Source organism: Bradyrhizobium liaoningense (assembly GCF_018130825.1).
Taxonomy (GTDB): Bacteria; Pseudomonadota; Alphaproteobacteria; order Rhizobiales; family Xanthobacteraceae; genus Bradyrhizobium; species Bradyrhizobium liaoningense_B.
The window spans coordinates 619,435-644,417 of sequence record NZ_JAFCJS010000002.1 but is presented as its reverse complement, the minus strand read 5'-3'; the positions used below and the strand labels follow the sequence as shown (position 1 = coordinate 644,417).

The following is a 24,983-nucleotide window of genomic DNA, read 5'->3' as shown; positions in this document are numbered from 1 at the left end:
CGCAGAGCCAACGCCAAAGTGAAGGCGCAAGGCCGGTTTTCGCCATATTATCCGGGTCTTGAGGCCCGTTAAGGTCCGTGCTTGCGCCGCGCCCCCGTTCGAGCGCAGTCTGGCGCCGAATCCTATTTTCTCTGGAGATCACCATGACCGCTGCCACCATTGCCCCGACCCGCTTGCGCCATGCTGTGCGCATTGGGCTGGCGGCGCTCGCCATCAGTGCTTTCGGTGCGCTCGGCAACCCGGCTCAGGCGCGCGGACCGGAGGGCATCGCCGACGTCGCCGAGAAGGTGATCGACGCGGTCGTCAACATCTCGACCTCGCAGACGGTCGAGGCCAAGGGCGGCGCCAACACCATGCCGCAACTGCCACCCGGCTCACCCTTCGAGGAGTTCTTCGACGACTTCTTCAAGAACCGCAGGGGCCCCGGTGGCGGCAGCAAGGGCGGCGACAGCGGCAGCGGCCCGCCGCGCAAGACCAACTCGCTCGGAAGCGGCTTCATCATCGACACGGCGGGTGTCGTCGTCACCAACAACCACGTCATCGCGGACGCCGACGAGATCAACGTCATCCTCAACGACGGCACCAAGATCAAGGCGGAGCTGGTCGGCGTCGACAAGAAGACCGACCTCGCGGTGCTGAAGTTCAAGCCGACCAAGCCGCTGGTCGCGGTGAAGTTCGGCGACAGCGACAAGCTGCGCCTCGGCGACTGGGTGGTCGCGATCGGCAACCCGTTCAGCCTGGGGGGAACGGTGACCGCCGGCATCGTCTCGGCCAAGAACCGCGACATCTCTTCCGGTCCCTATGACAGCTACATCCAGACCGACGCCGCCATCAACCGCGGCAATTCCGGCGGCCCGCTGTTCAACCTCGAAGGCGATGTCATCGGCGTCAACACCCTGATCATCTCGCCCTCCGGCGGCTCGATCGGCATCGGCTTCGCCGTGCCGTCGAAGACGGTCGCGGGCGTCGTTGACCAGCTCCGCCAGTTCGGCGAGCTGCGTCGCGGCTGGCTGGGCGTGCGCATCCAGAGCGTCACCGACGAGATTGCCGAGAGCCTCAACATCAAGCCGCCGCGCGGCGCGCTGGTTGCCGGCGTCGATGACAAGGGCCCGGCCAAGCCGGCCGGCATCGAGCCCGGCGACGTCGTCGTCAAGTTCGACGGCAAGGACGTCAAGGACCCGAAGGACCTGTCCCGCGTCGTCGCCGACACCGCGGTCGGCAAGGAGGTCGATGTCGTCATCATCCGCAAGGGCCAGGAAGAGACCAAGAAGGTCACGCTCGGCCGCCTGCAGGATCCGGAGAAGGTGCAGGCCGCGGTGAAGACCGACGAGCCGGCGCCCGAGAAGCCGGTGACGCAGAAGGCGCTCGGTCTCGATCTCGCTGCGCTGAACAAGGATCTGCGCGCGCGCTACAAGATCAAGGACAGCGTCAAGGGCGTGGTCGTCACCAATGTCGACGCCAATTCGGATGCCGCCGAAAAGCGCCTCTCGGCCGGCGACGTCATCGTCGAGGTCGCGCAGGAAGCCGTCTCCAGCGGAGCCGACATCCAGAAGCGCGTCGACCAGCTCAAGAAGGACGGCAAGAAGTCGGTGCTGCTGCTGGTCTCGAATGCCGACGGCGAGCTGCGGTTTGTTGCGCTGAGCGTGCAGTAGTCGCGGCAGAGTCTCGCACCGCGGCACGGTCTCGTAGGGTGGGCAAGGCGAAGCGTGCTCACCATCTTTCTGCCGTCTCAACGAGTGGTGGGCACGGCGCAAGCGCGCCTTTGCCCACCCTACGGCTGCGGAGCGCGCAGCAAGTGCTGACGACGAAAGAGGCTACCCCTCCACGAACTCGTCGCGCCGATACCCCTGCGCATAGAGCAGCGCGGTAAGATCGCCGTGGTCGATCCGCGCAGCTGCCGCGGCGGCCACAGCCGGCTTGGCGTGATAGGCCACGCCTAGCCCCGCGGCCTGGATCATCGCGAGATCATTGGCGCCGTCGCCGACCACGACCGAGTCGACGTCGTCGAGATCGAACGATTCCATCAGATCCACCAGCGTGGCCAGCTTGGCGGCGCGGCCCAAGATCGGCTCCTTCACCTCGCCGGTGAACTTGCCGTCGCGCACGATCAATTCGTTGGCGCGGTTCTCCTGGAAGCCGATCCTGGCGGCGACGGCGCTCGTGAACAGCGTGAAACCGCCGGAGACGAGGCAGGTATAGGCGCCGTGCGCGCGCATGGTCGCGACCAGCGCGCGGCCGCCCGGCGTCAGCGTGATGCGCTTGTCCAGCACCTCGTCGACGACGCTGGCGGGGAGGCCCTTCAGCAGCGCGACGCGCTCGCGCAGCGCCGGCTCGAACTCGATCTCGCCGCGCATCGCGCGTTCGGTGATCGCGGCGACATGGGCCTTCATCCCGACCAGATCGGCGAGCTCGTCGATGCATTCCTGGCCGATCATGGTGGAATCCATGTCGGCGAGAAAAAGCTTCTTGCGCCGGAAGCCGGCAGGCTGCACGACGATGTCGATCGGCAGGTCGCCGCGAAGCTCGCGGAGCCGCTGCTCGATGGCGTGACGGTCGCCTTCGAGGTTACTGTCGGCACCGAAGGGGATGTCGACCGCAACCCCGTCGAACAGCCAGTGCGCGGGAGCTGCCTTCGGCAGCACGGCGCGGGCGCCGTCGACGATGGTAGAGTCGAGCGCGGGGTTGTCAGGGTTGCAGATCAGCGTGGCGACGAGGGACATTTGAGGTTTTCGTGAGCGAGAGGCATTCGAGCAAGGCCGTGCTTATCGCAGGCCCGACCGCCAGCGGCAAGTCGGCGCTGGCGCTCGAGCTTGCGCTCAGCGCCGGCGGCACGGTCATTAACGCCGATTCCATGCAGGTCTATCGCGACCTCCGCATCATCACGGCGCGCCCCACACATGGCGAGGAGGCGCGAGCGCCGCACCGTCTCTACGGCCATGTCGATGCCGCCGTGAATTTCTCCGCCGGCGCCTGGGTCGTGGATGCTGCAAAGGCGCTCGAGGAGGCGCGCGCCGAAGGCCGGCTGCCGATCTTCATCGGCGGCACGGGGCTCTATTTCAAGGCGCTGACGGCGGGCCTTTCCGTGGTGCCGCCTGTCCCCGCCGAGCTGCGCGAGGACGTGCGGGCGCGGCTGGAGCGGAACGGCGTCGAGGCGCTGCATGCGGAACTCGCTGCCCGCGATCCGCGCGCGGCCGGGCGATTGAACCTGCACGACCGCACCCGCATCGCGCGCGCGCTCGAAGTGGTCGAAGCGACCGGTCGTTCGCTGCTGGATTGGCACCACGAGGGCCAGCCGCCGTTGCTGCCCAGGGACAGTTTTCGCGCGGTATTCCTCGCCCCCGCGCGCGACGATCTCTATGCCCGCATCGACGCCCGCTTCGATGCCATGCTGGGTGCCGGCGCCTTGAGAGAGATCGAGCGGCTCGCTGCCCGCGGTCTTGATCCGCTGCTGCCGGCAATGAAGGCCCACGGCGTGCCGGCCCTGATCCGGCATCTGCGCGGGGAGCTCAGCCTGGACGAGGCCGCTACGATCGGCCGCGCCGACACCCGCCACTACGCCAAGCGCCAGTTCACCTGGTTCCGGCATCAATTGCCGGAATTCGAGTGGGTGAAGCCGGAGGAGGCGAGGGGATGGCTCGCGGCGGCCGTGAGCGCGGAGCGGGACCCGGGCTGACGCGCATTTGTGCCGGGTTCCCGAATTTTACCTCTCGCCGAACCCGGGGAACACCGCTACACTGCCAAAATCGCGCGGGAACGGCCGCATTGCCTTGACATCCGGGCTTTGGCCGCTATGTTTCGCGCAACCTTTGGGAAGCCGGGCGCCTGCCATGCGTAACATTATTACCAAACTCCTTATCGCCGTCGTACCCAGGCACACCGCCGGGGATGGCTAGCTGCCATCCACAAGACAGGCGGTGTGCATGGGCCCTCTTCGGGGCCTTTTTTATTTCCCGAACCCGACACGAACGAAGCCGCTGACAACAGCGCATCCGGAGCAAGCCAATGAGCGACAAGAGCCACGATCCGAACCAGATGACCGGCGCCGCGATGATCGTCCGCGCGCTCATCGATCATGGCGTGACCGACATTTTCGGCTATCCCGGCGGCGCGGTGCTTCCGATCTACGACGAGATCTTCCAGCAGAGCGAGGTCCAGCACATTCTGGTCCGCCACGAGCAAGGCGCGGGCCACGCCGCCGAGGGCTATGCGCGCTCGACCGGCAAGCCGGGTGTTGCGCTGGTGACCTCCGGTCCCGGTGCCACCAACATGGTGACGCCGCTGACCGACGCTCTGATGGACTCGATCCCGCTGGTCTGCATCTCCGGCCAGGTGCCGACGCATCTGATCGGCAACGACGCCTTCCAGGAATGCGACACCGTCGGCATCACGCGGCCCTGCACCAAGCACAACTGGCTGGTGCGCGACGTCAACGATCTCGCCAAGGTGCTGCACGAGGCCTTCTATGTCGCGACCTCGGGCCGTCCGGGCCCGGTGCTGGTCGACGTGCCCAAGGACGTGCAGTTCGCGACCGGCACCTATCATCCGCCGCGCAAGTCCGACGTGCACCGCTCCTACGCGCCGCGCGTGAAGGGCGATGCGACGCAGATCCGCAAAGCCGTGGCGCTGCTCGCGAACGCCAAGCGTCCCGTGATCTACAGCGGCGGCGGCGTGATCAATTCCGGCCCCGAGGCAACCAAGCTGCTGCGCGAGCTGGTCGAGGTCACTGGCTTTCCGATCACCTCGACGCTGATGGGCCTCGGCGCCTATCCGGCCTCGGGCAAAAACTGGCTCGGCATGCTCGGCATGCACGGCACCTACGAGGCCAACATGACGATGCATGATTGCGACGTCATGCTGTGCGTCGGCGCGCGCTTCGACGACCGCATCACCGGCCGCGTCGATGCGTTCTCGCCGGGCTCGAAGAAGATCCACATCGACATCGATCCGTCCTCGATCAACAAGAACATCCGCGTCGACGTGCCGATCATCGGCGACTGCGGCAACATCCTCGGCGACATCCTCCAGGTGTTCAAGGCGGAGGCGAAGAAGCCCGACGTCAAGTCGTGGTGGCAGCAGATCGCGCAGTGGCGCGCGCGCAACTCGCTGTTCTACAAGAAGAGCAACGACGTGATCCTGCCGCAGCACGCGATCCAGAGCCTGTTCGAGGCGACGCGCGGCAAGGACACCTACATCACGACCGAGGTCGGCCAACATCAGATGTGGGCGGCGCAGTTCTACGGCTTCGAGGAGCCGCATCGCTGGATGACGTCGGGTGGTCTCGGCACCATGGGCTACGGCCTGCCGGCCGCGGTCGGCGTGCAGGTGGCGCACCCGGACAGCCTCGTCATCGACATCGCGGGCGATGCCTCGGTGCAGATGACGATGCAGGAGATGTCGACGGCGGTTCAGTACGAGCTGCCGATCAAGATCTTCATCCTCAACAACCAGTACATGGGCATGGTGCGCCAGTGGCAGCAGCTGCTGCATGGCAACCGGCTGTCGCATTCCTACTCCGAGGCGCTGCCGGATTTCGTGAAGCTGGCGGAAGCCTATGGCGCCGTCGGCCTCCAGGTGCACAAGCCGGGCGATCTCGATGGCGCGATCCAGGAGATGATCTCGGTCAAGCGCCCGGTGCTGTTCGACTGCCGCGTCGCCGCGCTCGAGAACTGCTTCCCGATGATCCCATCCGGCAAGGCGCATAACGAGATGCTGCTGCCGGAGCAGGCCAACGACGAAGCAACCGCCAAGGCGTTCGCCGCCGGCAAGGCGCTGGTGTGAGGCCATGTTCGACCTGAGGGAGCTCGAGCGCGCACATGCGATCGTGGGGCAGGCGGTGCCGGCAACGCCGGCGCATGCCTGGCCGCTGCTCGCCGCTCGCCTCGGCACCGAGGTCGTGGTCAAGCACGAGAACCACACACCGATCGGCGCCTTCAAGGTGCGCGGCGGCCTCGTCTATCTCGAACGGCTGAAGCGCGAGCGGCCGACCACGCCCGGCATCATCTCGGCGACGCGCGGCAACCACGGTCAGAGCCTGGCCTTTGCCGCGGCGCGCCACGGCGTGCCGGCCGTGATCTATGTGCCGCGCGGCAACTCGGTCGAGAAGAACCGCGCGATGAAGGCCTTTGGTGCCGACCTGGTCGAACATGGCGAGGACTTCCAGGCTGCGCGTGAGGAAGCCGAGCGCCGCGCGCAGTTCGCCGGGCTCCATATGGTGCCGTCATTCCATCCGGACCTCGTGCTGGGTGTCGCGACCTACGCACTGGAGCTGTTCAGATCCGCGCCCGACCTCGACGTCCTCTATGTGCCGATCGGGCAGGGCTCCGGCATCTGCGGCTGCATCATGGCGCGTGACCTTCTGGGCCTGAAGACCGAGATCGTCGGCGTGCAGTCGACGGAGGCGCCGTCCTATGCGCTGTCGTTCGCGGCCGGCAAGATCGTGACGACCGAGACCAGCAACACGCGCGCCGACGGCATGGCGACGCGCATTCCGGACGCGGATGCGTTCGCGCTGATCCGCAAGGGCGCCTCGCGCATCGTAGAGGTCACCGACGACGAGGTCGCCGCCGCGATCCGCGCCTACTGGACCGATACGCACAATCTGGCCGAAGGCGCGGGCGCAGCTGCGCTCGCCGCGGCATTGCAAGAGAAGAGCAAGCTGAAGGGCAAGCGCGTCGGTCTCGTGCTGTCCGGAGGCAACATCGATTTCGATCTGTTCCACCGTTGGGTCGGAACGGACGCGCCAGCAATGGCGTGATGGAGAGACAAGAGGGGACGACAATGAACCAGCCCGCATCCGCCTACTTCATCGAGGACCGCCACGATCCCAACGAGACGCACACGCTCGCGGTGCTCGTGCAGAACGAGCCGGGTGTGCTGGCGCGCGTCATCGGCCTGTTCTCGGGGCGCGGCTACAACATCGAGAGCCTCACGGTCTCGGAGACCGAGGCCCAGAAGCATCTGTCGCGCATCACCATTGTCACCACGGGCACGCCAATGGTGATCGCGCAGATCAAGAACCAGCTCGACCGCATGATCCCGGTCTACCAGGTCGTCGACATGACCCAGACCAAGCGTTCGATCGAGCGCGAGCTGGCGATGGTGAAGGTGCGCGGGCAAGGCGAGCATCGGGTCGAGGCGCTCAGGCTGGCGGACGCGTTCCGCGCCCGCGTGATCGACGCCACCACCGAGAGCTTTGTGTTCGAGATCACAGGCAATACGGACAAGATCAATCAATATATCGATCTGATGCGCCCGCTCGGCCTTGTCGAGGTGTCGCGCACGGGTGTTGCCGCGATCGGTCGCGGGCCTGAAGGGATGTGAGCCATGCTGGCGCGCGACTGGTACTACAACGAGCGGAACCGGATGGGGATCGAGCCCGCGGTGGCGTCGATCTACGACAACCATGACGATGCCGATCTGCGGGCGCGCGCCGCGCTGAAAATGCTCGGGGTCCAGCGCGGCTGGCGCATCGCCGACATCGGCTGCGGCAACGGCGTGCTCGCCACCGAAGCGGCGCTGATGGGCGCCGAGGTCGACGCCATCGACATCTCGCCGGCGATGCTGGCGCTCGCCGAGATCTACGCACGCGACCGCAAGGCGCCGGTGCGTACCCAGTCCGCTGGCCTGCTCAGCTTCGCCTATCGGCCGGAATCCTATGATCTCATCGTCAGCGAATTCACGCTGCACCATTTGCCGGATTTCTGGAAGGTGGTGGCGATGTCGCGGATCTATCGCGCGCTGAAGCCGGGTGCGAGCTTCTACTTGCGCGACATTGTCTATGCGTCGATGCCAGACGCGGTCGAGCGCGACGTCGAGCAATGGGCCGACTTCCAGATCAAGAACCACGATTTCTCGCGCGAGGGAGTGGTGACGCATATGCGCGACGAATACTCCACCTTCGGCTGGGTGATGGAGCGGATGCTGACCGATGTCGGCTTCACGCTGGTCTCGGCCGACTACCACGCACCGATGCACGGCACCTATCTGCTGCGGAAACCGAAAGCCGGCGAGCAAGGCTAGACAAGAACAACAAACAGGGCTGCACGACAAAGCAGAACCGGAAACAACAATGAAGCCGGCCGACATCCTCATCGCCGTCATGGTGGCGATCATCTGGGGGCTTGCCTTCGTGGCGAGCCGGATCGCGCTCGACGAGCTTTCGCCGGAGCTGATGACGGCGTTGCGCTTTACGATCGCCGCGGTGCCGTGCCTGTTCATTCCCAAGCCGAAGGTCGCCTGGTCGCTGCTCATCGCGATGAGCTTCACGCTGTTCCTCGGCCAGTTCCTGTCTCAGGCCTATGGCATCGCCCACGGCGTGCCGGTGGGCCTGACCAGTGTCGTCGTGCAGAGCCAGGCGCTGTTCACGATCGGCTTTGCCGCGCTCGCATTCGGCGAGCGGCCGACGCCGATGCAGACGCTGGGCATCGGCGTTGCCGCGGCCGGCCTTTTGATGATCTGCGGCACCGTCGGCTATGATTTCAGCGTCAGTGCCTTTGCGGTGCTGATGATTTCGCCGGTCAGCTTTGCCGTCGGCAATCTGCTGCTGCGCGGCGCCCGCGGCGTGCCGATGTTCGACCTGTTCGCCTGGCTGTGCCTCGTCTCGGCCGTGCCGCTGTTCGTGCTGGCGCTGATCGCCAACGGACCGGCGTCGACCTGGACGTCGCTGACACACATGTCGCTCACATCGGCGCTCTGTATGCTGATGCTCGGCGGCATTTCCACCAGCATCGCCTATTGGCTGTGGGGCCGCCTCTTGCGCGACTATCCCGCGGCGCAGGTGGTGCCCTTCGCGCTGCTGGTGCCGTTCGTCGGCTCCGCCGCCTCCAGCATCGTGTTCGGCGAACGGTTCGGCCCGCTGCGCCTCGCCGGCATGCTGACCGTGATCGGCGGCATCGCGGTGATGGTGCTGGCGAAGCGCCCGCAAGTCCTGCCGAAGACCGCGTGAGGTGAGCATGACCTACTCGCTGTTCTACGCTTTCCTCGCCTTCATGGTGGTGATGTACTTCACGCCCGGTCCGAACAACATCATGCTGCTGTCCTCGGGCCTGACCTACGGTTTCCGCCGCACCATCCCGCACATCGTCGGCATCGTCATCGGTTTCGCCTTCATGGTCGCCACCGTCGGTCTCGGGCTCGGCACCGTGTTCCTGGCCTATCCGATCCTCCAGACCATTCTGAAATATGCCGGTGCGGTCTACCTGATCTATCTTGCCGCGGTGATCGGCATGTCCGGTCCGACCACGCCGGGTGGCGACAGCAGCCGCGGCCCGATGACCTTCTGGGGCGCGGCCATGTTCCAGTGGATCAACGCCAAGGGCTGGGTGATCGTGATCGGCACCATCACCGCCTACGCGGCGATTGCCCAGTTTCCCATCAACATCGTGATCCAGACCCTGATCAGCCTGCTCGTCGGCACGGTCTCGACCGTGGTCTGGGCGCTGTTCGGCACCGCGTTGCGGCCGATCCTGACCTCCGAGCGGCTGGTCCGCGCCTTCAATATCCTGATGGCGATCCTGCTGCTGGCCTCCCTCTACCCCGTTTTCATGGATGCATGATGTCGCGGATTTCCATGCAGAAACGGGTTTCCCTCAGGGCTGAAAATGCTCTAGACAGCCCCCGAAATCCGCAAATTTCACCCTTCGGACACTGACCATCGGCCGATTTCGGCCCTGAACGAGGAAACGACCTATGCGTGTTTATTACGATCGCGACGCCGACCTGAACCTGATCAAGGGCAAGAAGGTCGCCATCGTCGGCTACGGCAGCCAGGGCCACGCCCATGCGCTCAACCTGAAGGATTCCGGCGTCAAGGAAGTCGCCATTGCGCTGCGCAAGGACTCGAGCTCGGTCAAGAAGGCGGAAGCCGCCGGCTTCAAGGTGATGGAAGTCGCCGAAGCCGCCAAATGGGCCGACCTCGTCATGATGCTGACCCCGGACGAGCTCCAGGGCGACATCTATCGCGAGCACCTGCACGACAACATGAAGAAGGGCGCCGCCCTCGTGTTCGCGCACGGCCTCAACGTCCACTTCAACCTGCTCGATCCGCGCGCCGACCTCGACGTGCTGATGATCGCGCCGAAGGGCCCCGGCCACACTGTCCGCTCGGAGTATCAGCGCGGCGGCGGCGTGCCCTGCCTGATCGCGATCGCCAAGGACGTCTCGGGCAACGCCCATGACCTCGGCCTGTCCTACGCGTCGGCAGTCGGCGGTGGCCGCGCCGGCATCATCGAGACCACCTTCAAGGAAGAGTGCGAGACCGACCTGTTCGGCGAGCAGGTGGTGCTCTGCGGCGGCCTGGTCGAACTGATCAAGGGCGGTTACGAGACCCTGGTCGAAGCCGGCTACGCGCCCGAGATGGCCTATTTCGAGTGCCTGCACGAAGTGAAGCTGATCGTCGACCTGATCTATGAAGGCGGCATCGCCAACATGAACTACTCGATCTCCAACACCGCCGAGTACGGAGAGTATGTCACCGGTCCGCGCATCATCACGGACGAGACCAAGAAGGAGATGCGCAAGGTTCTGGCCGACATCCAGGGCGGCAAGTTCGCCCGCGACTGGATGCTCGAGAACAAGGTCAACCAGACCTCGTTCAAGGCGACCCGCGCCAAGCTCGCCGCCCACCCGATCGAGGAAGTCGGTGCCAAGCTGCGCGACATGATGCCCTGGATCAAGAAGGGCGCGCTGGTCGACAAGTCGAAGAACTGACGGCTACGCCGTCATTCCGGGTTCGCGCGAACGACACCCGGAATGACGAGCGAAGCGCAAGCTTCGCTCGCCAAACCAAATCTTAAAACCTTCGCGGGTATGGTGGAGCGAGATCGTAGACAGCGGTCTCGCTCTTTCCTTCTCGCGCGAAGCATTGTTGCTTCATTCAAATTCTTCGCGAGTTGACGCGCTCCTTGAGCACCAAGAACTGACGCTTAAACCACATTCTTGGCAGCGCGTCGTTTTCAGAATTTTTTCAGAAGTCCGAGTTCGTCAAAAGCCGTGCGTCTTCAGGGCCAAGGATTCGGCTCTTGATCCGCTTGTTTAAGGCGCCTTCGACCTCCTGTCGCAACGTTCGCACACCGCCTCATCTTAAGAACCGACACTGGCCGCACCTTCTTGAGAGTTGGACGGCATTGCGCGACCGCGCCTTCCTCCGACATGATCGCGGGAACTCGAGGGGAGAGGACCATGCGATCCGTCGTCATCACCGGCGCGTCCACCGGCATCGGCTGGGCCATTGCGAAATATCTGGTCGCGCGCGGCTATCGCGTTTTCGGCAGTGTCCGGAAGCAGGCCGATGCCGACCGGCTCAAGGGTGAGTTTGGTCCGAACTTCACGCCGTTGCTGTTCGACGTCACGGATGAGGCCGCCGTGCTTGCGGCTGCGCGAAGCGTTCGCGAGGCGCTGGGCGGGGAGACGCTGGCCGGCCTCGTCAACAATGCCGGCATTGCGGTCGCCGGCCCGGTGCTCGAATTGTCGGCCGATGATTTCCGCCGCCAGATGGACATCAACGTCATCGGCCCTGTGATCGCGACGCAGGCGTTCGGGCCGCTGCTCGGCGCCGACCCGTCGCTGAAGGGGCCGAAGGGCCGGATCGTGATGATCAGCTCGGTCGCGGGCAAGAACGGCAATCCGCTGTCGGCGCCTTACTGCACCTCCAAGCACGCCGTCGAGGGCTTGTCGGAAAGCCTGCGCCGCGAGCTGATGCTGTTCGGCATCGACGTCATCATCGTCGCCCCCGGCGCGGTCAAGACGCCGATCTGGAGCAAGGCCGAAGAGATCGATCTCACTGTTTACAAGAACTCGCCCTATCTGCCCGCGCTGAACAAGGTCATGGCGTTCATGATGGAGCTCGGCGCCAAGGGCCTGCCGGCCGAGCGCATCGCCGAAATCGTGTTCGAGGCGCTGACTGCGGCGAGCCCCAAGGTGCGCTACCAGATCACGCCCGATCCGCTGCGCCATTTGATTACGGCGCTGCTGCCGAAACGGACACTCGACCGCATCATTGCCAAACGGCTCGGGTTGCTGCCGCAAGGGTAACCGTCATTCAGCTCGCCTCGGCCGTCTGCCCACGTGGATGGGCGGCCATCGCGATCAGCCGCAGCGCCATCACGACGAGCAGCGGAAGCAGGAAGGCGGCATAGAGCGGCATCGCCGGTACGCGCTTGCCGAACGACACCATGAACTGGAGCCAGAGGTAATAGCCGCCGACAAGATGCAACGCGCGCCAGGCGCGCGGTCCAAGCAACGCGGCGGTGCGGTCGAACGAGGTCGCGCTCATGACTATGATAACGGCATAGCCGATGCCGCCGAAGATGTAGGAGGCCGCCGAGGTGGCCTCCGCAAAGCCGGCTGGATCCATCCTGGCGAAGGCAACGATGGCCACTGCGTGGATGGCGTGCGAGGCGGCGAAGCTGAGGCCGAGATAGCGGCGATTGCGCCGCTGCCAGCGCGTCCAGGCATTCGGCCACAGCCGCGCCAGCGCCGCGGCACTGAAGGCGAGGCAGAACAGCGTGAGCGAGCTTCGCGCGGTGAAGCGGATTACCATCCGCGCGCCCTCGACCTCGAACTGCCGCATCGCGGCGATCCACAGGCTAAGTGCGATCAGGCTGAGGGTGAGCCCGGCAAGCAGCCGCCAGCCTTCGAACCAGCCTTGACGTTGCGACATGGCAATCTCCTCCGTTATGTAATCATCGATTACATTTAGGGATCGTGCATCCGTCAATGGTGTAATCGCTGCTTACATTCACGATGGAGTGATGCTAGAAGGCGCCATGCCCGCCCGTCCGACCTCCAAGCCGCGCGCCCGCCGCCAGAAGCCTGAAGCTCGGCCGTACCATCACGGCGACCTTCGCCGCGTGCTGATCGATGCTGCGTTGCAGCTCGCCGCGGAAGGCGCCGAGGTCTCGGTACGGGAGGCCGCGCGCCGGGCTGCGGTGTCCCCGGGGGCGCCGTTCCGACACTTCCCCAACCGCGACGCGCTGATGGCGGCGGCGGCCGAGGAGGCGCAGCGGCGCTTCCGAGCCGAGATCGAGGCGGCGCTGGGCGAGGCCAAAGGCGCGGAAGCGGCCGCCGACCCGCTTCTCCGCTTCCGCGCCTTTGGCCTGGCCTATCTGCGCTGGGCCATGCGCAACCCCGCGCATTTCGAGATCATCTCGACGGGGCGATACTTCGCCCATGGCAGCTCGCCGGAGCTGACGCGCGACAACGCCGAACTGATCGCGCTGACGGAGCAGATGCTGGCTGATGCGGCAGAGCAAGGCCTGCTGCGGTCGGCCGACCTCAAGCGCATCCAGATCGCCGGCCGGGCCCTGGTCTACGGCTTTGCCCGGATGAATCTCGACGGCCATTTTCCGCGCTGGGGCGTCGGGAAGGGCGAGGTCGAGCGGATGGCTGAAGGGGTGATCGATCTTTTCATCTCCGGGATCGCCACGACCGATTAGCCACGAGCCGACATTAAGCGAAGGTCGGATCGCGGCGCGCGTTGCCTGTCCTTGACTGTTCCGTTACAGTTTTATGACACGGTGCAGGTTTCCGGCTGCGCCGGACGCCCTAGCCGTCTTGGGACCGGCCAGACGGCTTTGCATACCCGCGCCGGACCAGAGTTGCGTGCCGTCGATGGCGTCCGCGCCCAATCCAGGTCCTTCTGCCACCACCGCCGTGCTGGCGAGCGTCGCCGCGCTCGGCATCTGGCGGCTGCTCGCGGTCGCCGCGCCGCATCTGGCGGCGCTCGCGCTGATGTACGAGACCGAGACCGATTTCGGCTCGCGCCTGTCCTTCGCCCTGGCCTGGGGCATCCTCAACTTCTTCTGGATCACGCTGTTGCGCCGGCCGGCGCTGTCGGGCGCGCTGTCGCTGACCATGGTCGTCGTGCTGGTGCTGCTGTCGCGTCTCAAGCACGACGTCGTGCAGATGACGGTCAACTTCATCGACCTGATGATGATCGACCGCGACACCGTCGCGTTCCTGTTCACGATCTTCCCGAATTTGCGCTGGTCGGTGATCCTGGCCGGCCTCGTCACGCTGCCGCTGATGTATGCGCTGTGGTGGCTCGATCCGTTCCGCATCCGCCGCCTGCCGGCACTCGCCTGCAAGCTCGCCTGCCTCGCCGCCCTGGTCAGCTATTCGCTCTATCATCCTGACGAGGCCTGGCGCGGCTATTACGACGACGGCTATCTCTCAAAATTCTTCCGCTCGGGCGTCAGCGCCGTCTCCGACTTTGCGCAGTACGGCTTCATGGAGTCGGCGGCTTCGACCAACGAGCGGCTCAGCATGCCGCTGGTCGATGCCTGCCACCCTGCGGGCCGCCGGCCGAACATCATCATGATCCATGATGAATCCAGCTTCGACATCCGCGCCGCGCAGGGCATCAAGGTGCCGCCGCGCTATGGCGATCACTTCAAATCGTGGGACGGCAAGCAGCGTACCTTCCTCGCCGAGAGCAATGGCGGGCCGAGCTGGTTCACCGAATACAACGTGCTCGCAGGGCTCTCCTCGCGCTCGTTCGGTCGCTTCGCCTATTTCGTGACACGCATTGCCTCGAGCCGCGTCGAGCGCGGCCTGCCGCTGGCGCTGCGCCGCTGCGGCTACGACACGCTGTCGCTCTATCCCGCTAATGGCGGCTTCATGGGCGCACGCAGCTTCCAGATGACGACCGGCATCGAGCGCTTCCTCGACTCGAAGGACCTCGGCGCCAAGGACGTTGAGCCCGACAGCTTCTTCTACGACAAGGCGCTCCAGCTGATGGGCCAGCAGCCGCCGAACAAGCCGCTGTTCACCTTCATCTATCTCGGTGCCAATCATTTCCCCTGGGAGACGCGCTTCCGACCGGACCTGCTGCCGAACTGGCGCGCGCCGGGCAATGTGGCGTCCATCGACGAATATCTGCGCCGGCAGGCGATGAGCGCCGAGCAGTACAAGGCGTTCGTCGCCGGCCTGAAGAAGACCTTTCCCGGCGAGCCCTTCCTGATCGTGCGCTATGGCGATCATCAGCCGGAATTCGCGCCGAACCTGCTCGAGCCCGGACTCGACGAGGGCGCCATCGGCAAGAAGTTAGATGCCTACGATCCGCGCCTCTACGCGACCTATTATGCCATCGACGCCGTCAATTTCGAGCCGGTCAAGAGCGATGCCGTGATGGACACGATCGACGGCCCCTATCTGCCGCTGGTGATCCAGGAAGCCGCCGGCATCCCGCTCGACCCGTCCTTCGCCGAGCAGAAGGCGATCATGCTCCGCTGCAAGGGCCTCTTCTACGGCTGCAAGGACGGCGCGGAGGCGCGGCGGCTGAACCGGCTGCTGATCAACGCGGGGATGATCCGGGGATTGTAGTCGCTCGCTTGGGTCGCGGACCGGTGCTCACCAAGCGGCGTGAGATCGTAGGGTGGGCAGAAGCGAAGCGTGCCCACCAATCCTGTCGCGCGTGTCCAGAGACGGTGGGCACGGCGCTTATGCGCCTTTGCCCACCCTACGAGATCCCGGCCTACTGCGTGCCCACCTTCCCCCACAGCCATTTGGCCACCGCATCCGGCGACGAGTTCGCATCGTTGCCGCTGGCGCGCAAATTCGCTTCGCGCATGGTGGCGATGTCGATCTTGCCGAGCAGGGGTTTGAGCGCCGCCTGCAATCGCTCGTCGCCGGCGCGTTTCGGCGCCAGCAGCAGGATGGCGTCGTAGGGCGGGATCGCGCGTTTGGGATCGTCGAGCGTGACAAGGTCGTATTTGGCGATCAGGCCGTCGCTGGTGTAGCCGGCGATGACGTCGACCTCGCCGCTGGCAACCGCCGCATACATGAAGTCCGGCTGCATCTGGCGCTGAGTGCGGAACTGCAACCCATAGGCCTTTTGCAGCGCGGCCCATTCGGGACGCGAGAAGAATTCGTAGTCGCCGGCAATCGATAGCGTCGAGGCATGTGCGGTGAGGTCGGCGATGGTGCGGATGCCAAGCGCTTCGGCGCGCTTCTTCGGCATCACCAGCGCATAGGCATTCTCGAAGCCGAGTTCGCCGAGCAGGGTGATGTTCTCCTTTGCGAGCTCCGTCTTCAATTCTGCGACCAGCTCCGCGCGCGGCTTGATGTCGGTGCGATGCAGCTGGTTGGCCCAGAGCGTGCCGGAATAATCGACATAGAGATCGATGTCGCCCGCCTTCAGTGCCTCGAAGATCACGCTGGAGCCGAGCCCCGACCGCGCCGTGGCCGAGAGGCCCGCCGCCTGGAGGCGGTCCCTCATCAACGCCGACAGCACATATTGCTCGGCGAAGGTTTTGGCGCCGACCACATAGCCTGACGACGAGCGTCCCATGGTCGGCACCAGCGTTGCTGCGACCAGCGCCGCGATCCCGATCGCGCCGAGGCCGGTGCGCAGACGGCCGCGACGGCGCAAGCCGCTTTCGATCAGCCCAAGCAGCTGATCGACCGCGAGCGCGAGCAGGGCCGAGGCGAGGCAGCCGAACAGCACGAACACCCAGTTCTGGGTCTGGAGGCCCGCAAAAATGTAATTGCCGAGGCTGGTCTGCCCGATCGGCGTCGAGAGCGTCGCGGTGCCGATCACCCACACCGCGGCGGTGCGGATGCCCGCCATCATCACCGGCAGCGCCAGCGGGAGCTCAACCATGACAAGCGACTGCCGTGCGGTCATGCCGACGCCCTTGGCCGCCTCGATCAGCGCGGGATCGATGCCGTTGAGGCCGGTGATGCCGTTGCGCAGCACCGGCAGCATCGAATAGAGCGCCAGCGCCAGCATCGCCGGCAGGAAGCCGAAGGCGGAGAAGGACACGCCGAACCAGGCGAGCGTGACCGAGGCCGCCAGCAGCAGCAGCGGGTAGAAGAGCGCGAGCAGCGCCAGTCCCGGCACGGTCTGCACGATGCTGGCGAGCGCGAGCAGGATGCCGCGCGGTGCCGGACGGTTGCGCGTCAGGATCGCCAGCGGCAAGCTGACGGCGAGGCCAAGTGCGAGCGCGGCGAGGCTCACCCGCACATGGTTGCCGAGATAATCGGGCAGATGCGACAGCGCCTCGCCCCAGCGCGGATCGGAGAGGAGGCTCATGCCGCACCGCTCTGCGGCAGCAGTGCATTCAGCCGCTCGACCTGGCGCCGCGGTGTGCGCAACAGCTCGAGCACGTAAGCGTCGCTGCTGCTGGAGAGCTCCGCGGGCGTGCCTTGCGCCAGCACCTTTCCGCCGCGCATCACCGCGATACGATCGGCGAGCAGGATCGCCTCGGTCATGTCGTGCGTGATCATCACGGTGGTCAGGCCGAGCTTGCGGTGCAGGTCGCGAAAATCCTCGCCGAGTGCATCGCGGGTGAGGGGATCGAGCGCGCCGAACGGCTCGTCCATCAGCACGATGCGTGGCTTTGCGGCGAGCGCCCGCGCCACGCCGACGCGCTGGCGCTGGCCGCCGGAGAGTGCCTCGGGCAGACGGTCGCGATGCGATGCGCGGTCGAGCTGCACGAGCTCCAGCAGCTCGTCGACACGCCCAGCGATGGCCGCTGCCGGCTCGCCCAGCAGCTTTGGCGTGATCCCGATATTGTCAGCGACGCTTAAGTGCGGAAACAGCCCGCCGCTCTGGAAGACGTAGCCGATCCGGCGCCGCAGGGCGACCGGATCGACATTCCGCACGTCCTCGCCCTCGACCATGATCGTGCCGGCATCGGCCTCGATCAGCCGGTTGGCGAGTCGCAGCAGCGTGGTCTTGCCCGAGCCGGAGCCGCCGACGATGGCCAGAAACTCGCCCTCGGCAATGTCGAGCAACACGTCGTCCACAGCCCTGAGGGAGCCGAAGCTCTTGCTGACCGTTTGGTAGCTGATCGCTGCTTTGGAAGTCATCCGACGTGGCTCATTCTTCCTTACCCTCCCCTGGAGGGGGAGGGTCGCTCGCGCGAAAGCGCGGGCGGGGTGGGGTGATCTTTCAACACGGGTAGTGTTGGACGTGGAAAGACCGTCACCCCACCCCGCTGTGCATTTCGCTTCGCTGCATGCCCAGCGACCCTCCCCCTCCAGGGGAGGGTAAGAGCCTCGACACTGCATGCGTAGCACGCTTGGCGGCTTGATTGAACTTGGCCGCGCGAGAGGCTAAGGCATCGGCCTGAGTTCGGAGGAAACATATGACAACGCCAACGGCAGTGGCGCTGGAAGATGCCAAGGTTGCGTTCCGGCTGGGGGATGGTCGGGTCTATACGGCGGTGGAGAAGGCGCATCTGACAGTCGCGCAGGGCGAGTTCGTCGCCATCGTCGGTCCGACCGGCTGCGGGAAATCGACGCTGCTCAATGTTGCCGCGGGCCTGCTCAAGCCGGCCGCCGGCAGCGTCAAGATCTTCGACCGGCCGCTGGCGGGGCTCAACCGGGAGGCCGGCTACCTGTTCCAGGCCGACGCGCTGTTCCCCTGGAAGACCGCGCTCGACAATGTCGCGATCGGGCTCGAGATCAAGGGCACGTCGCGCGCTGAAGCCCTGCCTCAGGCGCAGAAATGGCTGACCTCCGTGGGCCTCGGCGCCTTCGCCAATCGCTATCCGCACATGCTCTCCGGCGGCCAGCGCAAGCGCGTGGCGCTGGCGCAGGTGCTGATCCGCGATCCCAAGATCCTGCTGATGGACGAGCCGTTCGGGCCGCTCGATGCGCAGACGCGACAGGTGATGGGCAACCTGCTGCTCGACTTGTGGAACGCCGACCGCAAGGCCGTGCTGTTCGTCACCCACGATCTGGAAGAGGCGATCGCGCTCGCCGACCGCGTGGTGATCATGTCGGCGGGACCGTCCTCGCGCATCATCGGCGACTGGCGCGTCAGCTTGCCGCGCCCGCGCGACATCTTCGAGGTGCGCCTCGACAAGGAGTTCCATGCGCTCCATCGCGAGATCTGGAGCGTGCTGAAGGACGAGGTGATGAAGGGCTACGCACAATCCACTCACGCAGCGGAGGCGGTCTGATGTCGCGCCCGACGCTGTTTGCGCTGCAGGTTCTGGTCGCGGTCGTCTGCATCGTGATGTGGCAGGTGCTGTCGACCGTCCCCGTGTTCGGCAAGATCCTGCTGCCGCCGTTCTTCTTCTCCAATCCGTTCGACGTGTTCAGCCAGATCGTGAAATGGTTCTCCTCCGGCGTGATCTGGAAGCACCTCGGCATCACGCTGGCGGAATCGATCCTCGCCTTCGTGATCGGATCGGCCGGCGGTGTGCTGGTCGGCTTCTGGTTCGCGCGCCAGCCGCTGGTGGCGGCGGTGTTCGACCCCTACGTCAAGATGGTCAACGCACTGCCGCGCGTGGTGCTGGCGCCGATCTTCGCGCTGTGGCTCGGGCTCGGCATCTGGTCGAAGGTCGCGCTCGGCGTGACCCTGGTGTTCTTCATCGTGTTCTTCAACGTCTATCAGGGCGTCAAGGAAGTCAGCCGCACCGTGCTCGACAACGGCCGCATGCTCGGCATGAGCGAGCGGCAGCTGATGCAGCACGTCTATTGGCCGTCGGCATTGTCGTGGATGTTCTCCTCGCTGCACACCTCCGTCGGCTTCGCCGTGGTCGGCGCGGTCGTCGGCGAATATCTGGGATCGGCGGCGGGGCTCGGCTATCTGATCCAGCAGGCTGAAGGCGTGTTCGACGTCGCCGGCGTGTTCGCCGGCATGTTCGTGCTGTCGGCCTTCGTCATCCTGATCGACTACGGCGTGACGCTGGTCGAGCGGCGCCTTCTGGTGTGGCGGCCGACCGCGTCGGATGGGCGCGGCTAGGCGCGAGGTGGGGCCCGCATCGGCGCGAGCCCCATTTCCGTAGGCTCAGTCCAGCAGCTTGGTATCATCGGGTGCCTGCGGTGGCGTCTTGATGGCGATCGCCTTGACCTGACCGCTGATCGGCTTGGTGCCGCCATGCGGCGTGCCCTTGGGGATGATGACGAGGTCGCCCGGCTTGACCGTGACCTCCTTGTCGCCGAGCCAGATCGTCCCGGTCCCGTCCAGGATGTACTGAATCTCGTTGGTGTTGGGGTGCATGTGCTTGGGCACGTTGCCGACCTGGATCGAGACGGTGGCGCCGTCGGCGCTTGCAAACATTTTTGAGCGGTAGCCGACATTGTTGGCGGGGCCGAGCGCATCGCCCTCCATCTCGCCGGTATGGATGAGCTGCGCGGTGATGTTCTCGGCAGCCAGCGCCGGCCGGAGCAGCTGGTTGGCGCCGCATCCGGCGGCAAAGGCGGCGGCGAGCGACAGCCCGGCAATAAGGCGATTCATGGATCATTCTCCCCATCTGGAATTGTTCTTGTTCAGGCATGCTATTGCGCCGAAAGGCAGATGGCCAGCCCACTTAGGCAGTGCTTCTCAAGCCAGTCCCGCTGCTCTATGGTGCCGCCGGCCGAACGGAGGAAACCAATGAAGAACACGATTGCCAGGCTCGCCGGCGCGCTGCTCGCGCTGACGCTCACCACCTCGCTTGCCGCAGCCCAGAGCAAGGTGACCGTCGCGGTCGGCGGCGGGGCCTGCCTGTGCTACCTGCCGACGGTGCTGGCCAAGCAGCTCGGCGAGTACGAGAAGGCCGGCCTCAACGTCGAACTGGTCGACCTCAAGGGCGGCTCGGACGCGCTCAAGGCCGTGCTCGGCGGCAGCGCCGACGTCGTCTCCGGCTATTTCGACCATTGCGTCAACCTCGCGGCCAAGAAGCAGGAGCTGCAGTCCTTCGTGGTCTATGACCGCTATCCCGGCCTCGTGCTGGTGGTCGCGCCGTCGCGCACCAATGACATCAAGTCGGTCAAGGACCTCGCCGGCAAGAAGGTCGGCGTCAGCGCGCCCGGCTCCTCCACCGACTTCTTCCTGAAATACATGCTGAAGAAGAACGGGCTCGACCCCACCAGCGCTGCCGTGATCGGCGTCGGCCTCGGCGCTACGGCCGTGGCCGCGATGGAGCAGGGGCAGATCGACGCGGCCGTGATGCTCGATCCGTCCGTCACCGTGCTGCAGGGTAGCCACAAGGATTTGCGCATCCTCAGCGACACCCGTACGCAGAAGGATACGCTCGAGACCTTTGGCGGCGAATATCCCGGTGGTGCGCTGTACTCGACGGCGGCCTGGGTCAATAGCCACGAGAAGGAAACGCAGGCGCTGACCAATGCGATCCTGGCCACGCTCGCCTGGATCCATTCGCACTCGCCCGAGGAGATCATGGCGAAGATGCCGGAAGAGACCGTCGGCAAGAACAAGGACCTCTATCTCGCCGCGCTGAAGAACACGATTCCCATGTTCTCCGAGACCGGCAAGATGGACCCGAAGGGGGCCGACGCTGTGCTTGCGGTGTTCAGTGTCGGTTCGCCCGAGGTGGCGAACGCCAAGATCGACGTCAGCAAGACCTTCACCAACAAATTCGTCGACCAGGCCAAGAAGACCACGGGGAGCGCCAAATAGCTGACGCGAAGGCGTGGTAACCAGGCGTCATGACGTCACCGGTCATTCATCGCGTCACGACGCTTGACCTTGCGGTGCGGCCGATCGTGTGGCCGTTCGCGGAGGAACGGCGCGCCGAGATCGCGGCGCATTTCGCCGAGAAGCAGCGTGAGCGGCCGAAGATCTGGAACGGCCGCGTCCTGCTCGGGCGCGATGCCGTGTTCAGCGACGGTCATCTTGCCGCGACCTATTTCGAGACAGATTTCGCAAGCTTCCTCGCCTGGCGCGACTGGGGCTTTCCCGACAAGGCCGTGTTCAACGGCTTTGGCATGGGCGCGCTGCGCGCCTCCGACGGCGCCTTCATCATGGGTGAGATGGCACCCCACACCGCCAATGCGGGTCGCGTCTATTTCCCCTCGGGCACGCCGGACCTCGACGACGTCAGGGACGGCACGCTCGACATTCCCGGCAGTGTCGTCCGCGAGCTCGGCGAGGAGACCGGTCTGACCGCGGCCGACTACCGGGTCGAGCCGGGCTGGCATTGCGTGGTCACCGGCCCCTCGATTGCAATGCTGCAGGTCATCAACCTGGATGTGCCGGGCGATGTGGCCCGCGCCCGGATCGAAGCCAATCTTGCACGCGAGACCGAGCCGGAACTGTCGGCCATTCATATCGTGCGCGGGATGAGTGATCTCACGCCGGCCATGCCGCGATTTGTCACGGCCTTCGTCGAGCAGCAGTTCGCCTCGCGCTGAGCGCGAGGCTTGACATCGCCGCGCGCAGCCCATGTGATGGGCAAAAAAGCAAAAGCAAGAAGAATGCAATGCACAATCGTCCAGGGAGGTTTAGATGCGCCTGCGCATGGCTGCCCGGTTGGTACGTGGGCTGTTGGTCGCGATGTCAGCGACGGGCTTGATGGCTTCGGCCGAGGCCCAGGAGAAGAAGATCAAGATTGGCGTCGTTTTCGACCTGACCGGGCCTCTCGCGGGCGGCGGTTCTGAACTGAACTATGTCGGCACCAAGATCATCCTCGACCATTTCGCCAAGACCGGCGTCGAGGGCTACAAGATCGAGGCGGTCTACGCCGACGCACAGAGCAAGCCCGACATCGCCATCAATGAATCCGTCCGCCTGCTCGAGCAGGAGAAGGTCGACATGGTGCTCGGCTTCTTCTCCTCGGCGCAATGCGTGCCGGTGGCCTCGCGCGTCGAGCAGCTCAAGAAGTTCATGTGGATGACGACCTGCATCTCGTCGGCCGTGTTCAACGACAAGGGCTACAAATACGTCTTCCGCCCGCAGGCGAGCGGCGACCAGTTCGGCATGATGACGATGGATTTCATCGCCCAGAATGCCAAGGAGAAGCTCGGCAAGGAGCCGAAGGATCTGCGGGTCGCCATCATCCACGAGGACGGCGCCTATGGCGTCGATGTCTCCAAGGGCAACGAGGCCGGCGCGAAGAAGGCGGGCTTCAACGTCGTGCTGAAGGAAGGCTATTCGGCCACCGCGCCGGATCTGTCGGCGCTGGTGACCAAGCTGAAGCGTGCCAAGCCCGATGTGATCTTCCACACCGGCTACAATCCAGACATCACCTTGCTGCTGCGCCAGGCCCGCGAGCAGGGCCTGAAATTTGCCGCGCTGATGGGGCATGGCGCCGGCTACGGCGTGTATGAGAAGCTGAAGGAGGGCATGGGCGCGGACGCGACCTACATCTTCAACGCCGATCCGATCTCGATCTGGCTCTCCAACCAGAAGACCATGGATCCGAAACTCCCGGCCGTCATCAAGATGGTCGGCGAGGAGTTCGACAGGATCAAGCCTGGTGTCGCCATCCGCTCGGCGCATGTCGGCATCGGCGCCTCCAACACCTATGTGTTCATGAGCGAGGTGCTGCCGCGCGCAATCAAGAAGTATGGCGGGGTCGATCCTGATGCGCTGCGCAAGGCCGCGCTCGACACCGACATCCCCGAAGGCGGCACCATGCTCGGCTTCGGCGTCAAGTTTTACGGCGAGGGCACGCCGATGGCGGGCCAGAACGAGCGCTCCTTCCCGGTCGTGATCCAGTATCTCGACGACAAGTCCCATGTGGTGTGGCCCAAGAGCCAGGCGCAGCGCGAAGCCGTGCTGCCGCTGCCCAAGGGCACCACCTACAGCAACCAGTAGCGGAGTGATCCGGTGTTGGAAGTCAGCGGGCTGGTGAAGCGGTTTGGCGGCTTCACCGCCGTGAACAACGTGTCGTTTCGGGTCGAGCAGGGCGAGATCCTCGGCCTGATCGGCCCCAACGGCTCTGGCAAGAGCACGATCTTCAACATGCTCTCAGGCACGCTGGCCCCGACCTCGGGCTCGATCCTGTTTGCCGGCCACGAGATCGCGGGCCTTGCGCCGCACCGGATCATCAATGGCGGCATCGGGCGGACTTTCCAGATTCCGCGGCCGTTCCGTCGCCTCTCCATTTTCGAGAACGTCGCGCTCGCCGGCTTCTACGGCCAGGGCCGCCACAGCCGCGCCAAGGCCGAGGAGGCGGCCGAGCGCGCGCTGGCGATGGTCGGCCTGCCGACCGATCGGCACGCCAGCGTCGATGGCCTCGGCGCAGCGGGGCTGAAGAAGCTCGAGCTTGCCAAGGCCCTCGCCACCGCGCCAAAGCTGCTGCTCGCCGACGAGAGCCTCGGCGGTCTCGATGAGGCCGAGATGGACCAGGCCGCGGACATGCTGCGCAACATCCGCGACGAGCTTGGCATCACCATCATCTGGGTCGAGCACATCATGGGCGTTCTGATGCGCGTCGTCGACCGCGTCATGGTGCTCGATCACGGCGAGAAGATCTCGGAAGGCCTGCCGAGCGCGGTCGCCGGCGATCCGCGCGTCATCGAGGTCTATCTCGGCACCGATGCCGAGACCACGCAAGCCGCGGCCGCCGAAGCGCGCCGCCGCGCGGGAGGCTAGCCGATGCTGGAGCTCCGCGGCGTCAATGCCGGCTATGGCACCTTCCAGGCGCTGTTCGACGTCAATCTCGACGTGAAGGCTGGCGAAGCCGTCGGCGTCATCGGCCCGAACGGTGCCGGCAAGACCACGTTGATGCGCGTCATCTCCGGCCTGATCCGGCCCTCGCGCGGCTCGATCAAAATGGAAGGCGTCGACGTCGTCGCGACGCCGCCGCACAAGATCGTCAGCCTCGGCATTGCGCATGTGCCGGAGAACCGGCGGTTGTTTCCGCAGCTCACGGTCGACGACAATCTCAAGATGGGCGCCTTCATGAAGGAGGCGCGGGGACAATATGCCGAGCGGCTGGAGGTCGTGTTCGACCTGTTCCCGCGCCTGAAGGAGCGGCGCCACCAGATGGCCGGGACGATGTCCGGCGGCGAGCAGCAGATGTGCGCGATCGGCCGCGCAATGATGTCCAATCCAAAGCTGCTGCTGCTCGACGAGCCGTCGGCCGGACTTGCGCCGGTCGTGGTGCAGCAGGTGTTCGAGCTGGTGAAGCGGATCCGCGCCAGCGGGCTGACCGTGCTGATCGTCGAGCAGAACGTGCAGCAGGTGCTCAAGGTGGTCGACCGCGCATATCTGATCGAGGCGGGCACGATCCGCGCGTCCGGCACTTCGGCCGAGATGCTGGCGAGCGACACGGTCAAGGAAGCTTATCTCGGGGTGTGAT

The 24,983-nt window shown here is 65.3% G+C and carries 24 protein-coding genes; 19 read left to right on the top strand and 5 right to left on the bottom strand.

The features are described 5' to 3' along the window. The first annotated feature begins 143 nt into the window (after nt 1-143). A complete protein-coding gene (locus tag JQ603_RS11420; protein WP_212339540.1) occupies nt 144-1,652 on the top strand; it encodes a Do family serine endopeptidase in 1,509 nt (502 codons plus the stop codon). Nucleotides 1,653-1,814: 162 nt separating this feature from the next. On the opposite strand, the gene serB is transcribed toward JQ603_RS11420, so the two are convergent. Next, nucleotides 1,815-2,720, bottom strand: a complete 906-nt coding sequence (gene serB, locus JQ603_RS11415; RefSeq protein ID WP_212339538.1) for a phosphoserine phosphatase SerB — start codon at nt 2,718-2,720, stop codon at nt 1,815-1,817. Between the two features lie 11 nt (nt 2,721-2,731). Between serB and miaA the strand changes: the two genes are divergently transcribed. The 9 genes from miaA to JQ603_RS11370 all read left to right on the top strand — a co-directional run bounded on the left by miaA (nt 2,732) and on the right by JQ603_RS11370 (nt 12,030). Then, nucleotides 2,732-3,673, top strand: a complete 942-nt coding sequence (gene miaA / locus JQ603_RS11410; RefSeq protein ID WP_212339536.1) for a tRNA (adenosine(37)-N6)-dimethylallyltransferase MiaA — start codon at nt 2,732-2,734, stop codon at nt 3,671-3,673. 329 nt (nt 3,674-4,002) lie between these two features. Next, nucleotides 4,003-5,778, top strand: coding sequence for an acetolactate synthase 3 large subunit (locus JQ603_RS11405; protein ID WP_212339534.1), 1,776 nt, complete (start codon nt 4,003-4,005; stop codon nt 5,776-5,778). Between the two features lie 4 nt (nt 5,779-5,782). Next, nucleotides 5,783-6,754 (top strand): threonine dehydratase, encoded by a 972-nt coding sequence (locus JQ603_RS11400; protein ID WP_212339532.1) that lies wholly within the window; start codon nt 5,783-5,785, stop codon nt 6,752-6,754. Between the two features lie 23 nt (nt 6,755-6,777). Beyond that, a complete protein-coding gene (ilvN, locus tag JQ603_RS11395) occupies nt 6,778-7,320 on the top strand; it encodes an acetolactate synthase small subunit (RefSeq protein ID WP_018640841.1) in 543 nt (180 codons plus the stop codon). A 3-nt stretch (nt 7,321-7,323) separates the two neighbouring features. After that, nucleotides 7,324-8,019 carry a class I SAM-dependent methyltransferase gene (locus tag JQ603_RS11390; protein ID WP_212339530.1) on the top strand — a complete coding sequence of 232 codons (696 nt, stop codon included), beginning with the start codon at nt 7,324-7,326 and terminating at the stop codon, nt 8,017-8,019. A 49-nt stretch (nt 8,020-8,068) separates the two neighbouring features. Then, the gene (locus JQ603_RS11385) at nt 8,069-8,944 is read left to right on the top strand and encodes an EamA family transporter (RefSeq protein ID WP_212339529.1); all 876 of its coding nucleotides are present in this window, start codon (nt 8,069-8,071) and stop codon (nt 8,942-8,944) included. Nucleotides 8,945-8,951: 7 nt separating this feature from the next. Beyond that, on the top strand, nt 8,952-9,554 hold the full coding sequence (locus JQ603_RS11380) for a LysE family translocator (protein ID WP_212339528.1): 603 nt from the start codon (nt 8,952-8,954) through the stop codon (nt 9,552-9,554). A gap of 133 nt (nt 9,555-9,687) precedes the next feature. Beyond that, the gene (ilvC, locus tag JQ603_RS11375; RefSeq protein WP_018640837.1) at nt 9,688-10,707 is read left to right on the top strand and encodes a ketol-acid reductoisomerase; all 1,020 of its coding nucleotides are present in this window, start codon (nt 9,688-9,690) and stop codon (nt 10,705-10,707) included. Nucleotides 10,708-11,178: 471 nt separating this feature from the next. Beyond that, nucleotides 11,179-12,030 carry an SDR family oxidoreductase gene (locus JQ603_RS11370; RefSeq protein WP_212339527.1) on the top strand — a complete coding sequence of 284 codons (852 nt, stop codon included), beginning with the start codon at nt 11,179-11,181 and terminating at the stop codon, nt 12,028-12,030. 7 nt (nt 12,031-12,037) lie between these two features. On the opposite strand, the gene JQ603_RS11365 is transcribed toward JQ603_RS11370, so the two are convergent. Continuing rightward, nucleotides 12,038-12,658: a hypothetical protein gene (locus JQ603_RS11365; RefSeq protein WP_212339526.1), complete on the bottom strand. Its 621-nt coding sequence runs from the start codon at nt 12,656-12,658 to the stop codon at nt 12,038-12,040. Nucleotides 12,659-12,764: 106 nt separating this feature from the next. Here JQ603_RS11365 and JQ603_RS11360 point away from each other — a divergent pair, with 106 nt between their 5' ends. Both JQ603_RS11360 and JQ603_RS11355 read left to right on the top strand, forming a co-directional pair. After that, nucleotides 12,765-13,433 (top strand): TetR/AcrR family transcriptional regulator, encoded by a 669-nt coding sequence (locus JQ603_RS11360; protein WP_245003550.1) that lies wholly within the window; start codon nt 12,765-12,767, stop codon nt 13,431-13,433. Nucleotides 13,434-13,608: 175 nt separating this feature from the next. Beyond that, complete coding sequence (locus tag JQ603_RS11355; RefSeq protein WP_212339522.1) at nt 13,609-15,321, top strand: sulfatase-like hydrolase/transferase; 1,713 nt, start codon at nt 13,609-13,611, stop codon at nt 15,319-15,321. A gap of 151 nt (nt 15,322-15,472) precedes the next feature. Here the strand turns inward: JQ603_RS11355 and JQ603_RS11350 are convergent, their stop codons facing one another. Next, nucleotides 15,473-17,032 carry a glycine betaine ABC transporter substrate-binding protein gene (locus tag JQ603_RS11350; protein ID WP_212339520.1) on the bottom strand — a complete coding sequence of 520 codons (1,560 nt, stop codon included), beginning with the start codon at nt 17,030-17,032 and terminating at the stop codon, nt 15,473-15,475. Continuing rightward, entirely contained in the window at nt 17,029-17,811 is a 783-nt protein-coding gene (locus JQ603_RS11345) for an ATP-binding cassette domain-containing protein (RefSeq protein ID WP_212339518.1), read from the bottom strand. The genes JQ603_RS11350 and JQ603_RS11345 overlap by 4 nt, the downstream gene beginning before the upstream one ends. A gap of 278 nt (nt 17,812-18,089) precedes the next feature. Between JQ603_RS11345 and JQ603_RS11340 the strand changes: the two genes are divergently transcribed. Together JQ603_RS11340 and JQ603_RS11335 are read left to right on the top strand one after the other, a co-directional pair. Further along, entirely contained in the window at nt 18,090-18,908 is an 819-nt protein-coding gene (locus tag JQ603_RS11340; protein WP_212339516.1) for an ABC transporter ATP-binding protein, read from the top strand. Beyond that, nucleotides 18,908-19,696 (top strand): ABC transporter permease, encoded by a 789-nt coding sequence (locus tag JQ603_RS11335; RefSeq protein WP_212339514.1) that lies wholly within the window; start codon nt 18,908-18,910, stop codon nt 19,694-19,696. Before JQ603_RS11340 ends, JQ603_RS11335 begins: the two co-directional genes overlap by 1 nt. A 45-nt stretch (nt 19,697-19,741) precedes the next feature. On the opposite strand, the gene JQ603_RS11330 is transcribed toward JQ603_RS11335, so the two are convergent. After that, entirely contained in the window at nt 19,742-20,191 is a 450-nt protein-coding gene (locus JQ603_RS11330) for a cupin domain-containing protein (protein ID WP_212339512.1), read from the bottom strand. Between the two features lie 138 nt (nt 20,192-20,329). On the opposite strand from JQ603_RS11330, the gene JQ603_RS11325 reads away from it, so the two are divergent. The 5 genes from JQ603_RS11325 to JQ603_RS11305 all read left to right on the top strand — a co-directional run bounded on the left by JQ603_RS11325 (nt 20,330) and on the right by JQ603_RS11305 (nt 24,982). Then, a complete protein-coding gene (locus tag JQ603_RS11325; protein ID WP_212339510.1) occupies nt 20,330-21,355 on the top strand; it encodes an ABC transporter substrate-binding protein in 1,026 nt (341 codons plus the stop codon). Between the two features lie 29 nt (nt 21,356-21,384). After that, nucleotides 21,385-22,089, top strand: a complete 705-nt coding sequence (locus JQ603_RS11320) for an NUDIX hydrolase (RefSeq protein WP_212339507.1) — start codon at nt 21,385-21,387, stop codon at nt 22,087-22,089. 94 nt (nt 22,090-22,183) lie between these two features. After that, nucleotides 22,184-23,494: an ABC transporter substrate-binding protein gene (locus JQ603_RS11315; RefSeq protein ID WP_212339505.1), complete on the top strand. Its 1,311-nt coding sequence runs from the start codon at nt 22,184-22,186 to the stop codon at nt 23,492-23,494. A gap of 12 nt (nt 23,495-23,506) precedes the next feature. Next, complete coding sequence (locus JQ603_RS11310) at nt 23,507-24,274, top strand: ABC transporter ATP-binding protein (RefSeq protein ID WP_212339503.1); 768 nt, start codon at nt 23,507-23,509, stop codon at nt 24,272-24,274. 3 nt (nt 24,275-24,277) lie between these two features. Then, entirely contained in the window at nt 24,278-24,982 is a 705-nt protein-coding gene (locus JQ603_RS11305; RefSeq protein WP_212339501.1) for an ABC transporter ATP-binding protein, read from the top strand. Nucleotide 24,983: the final 1 nt, after the last annotated feature.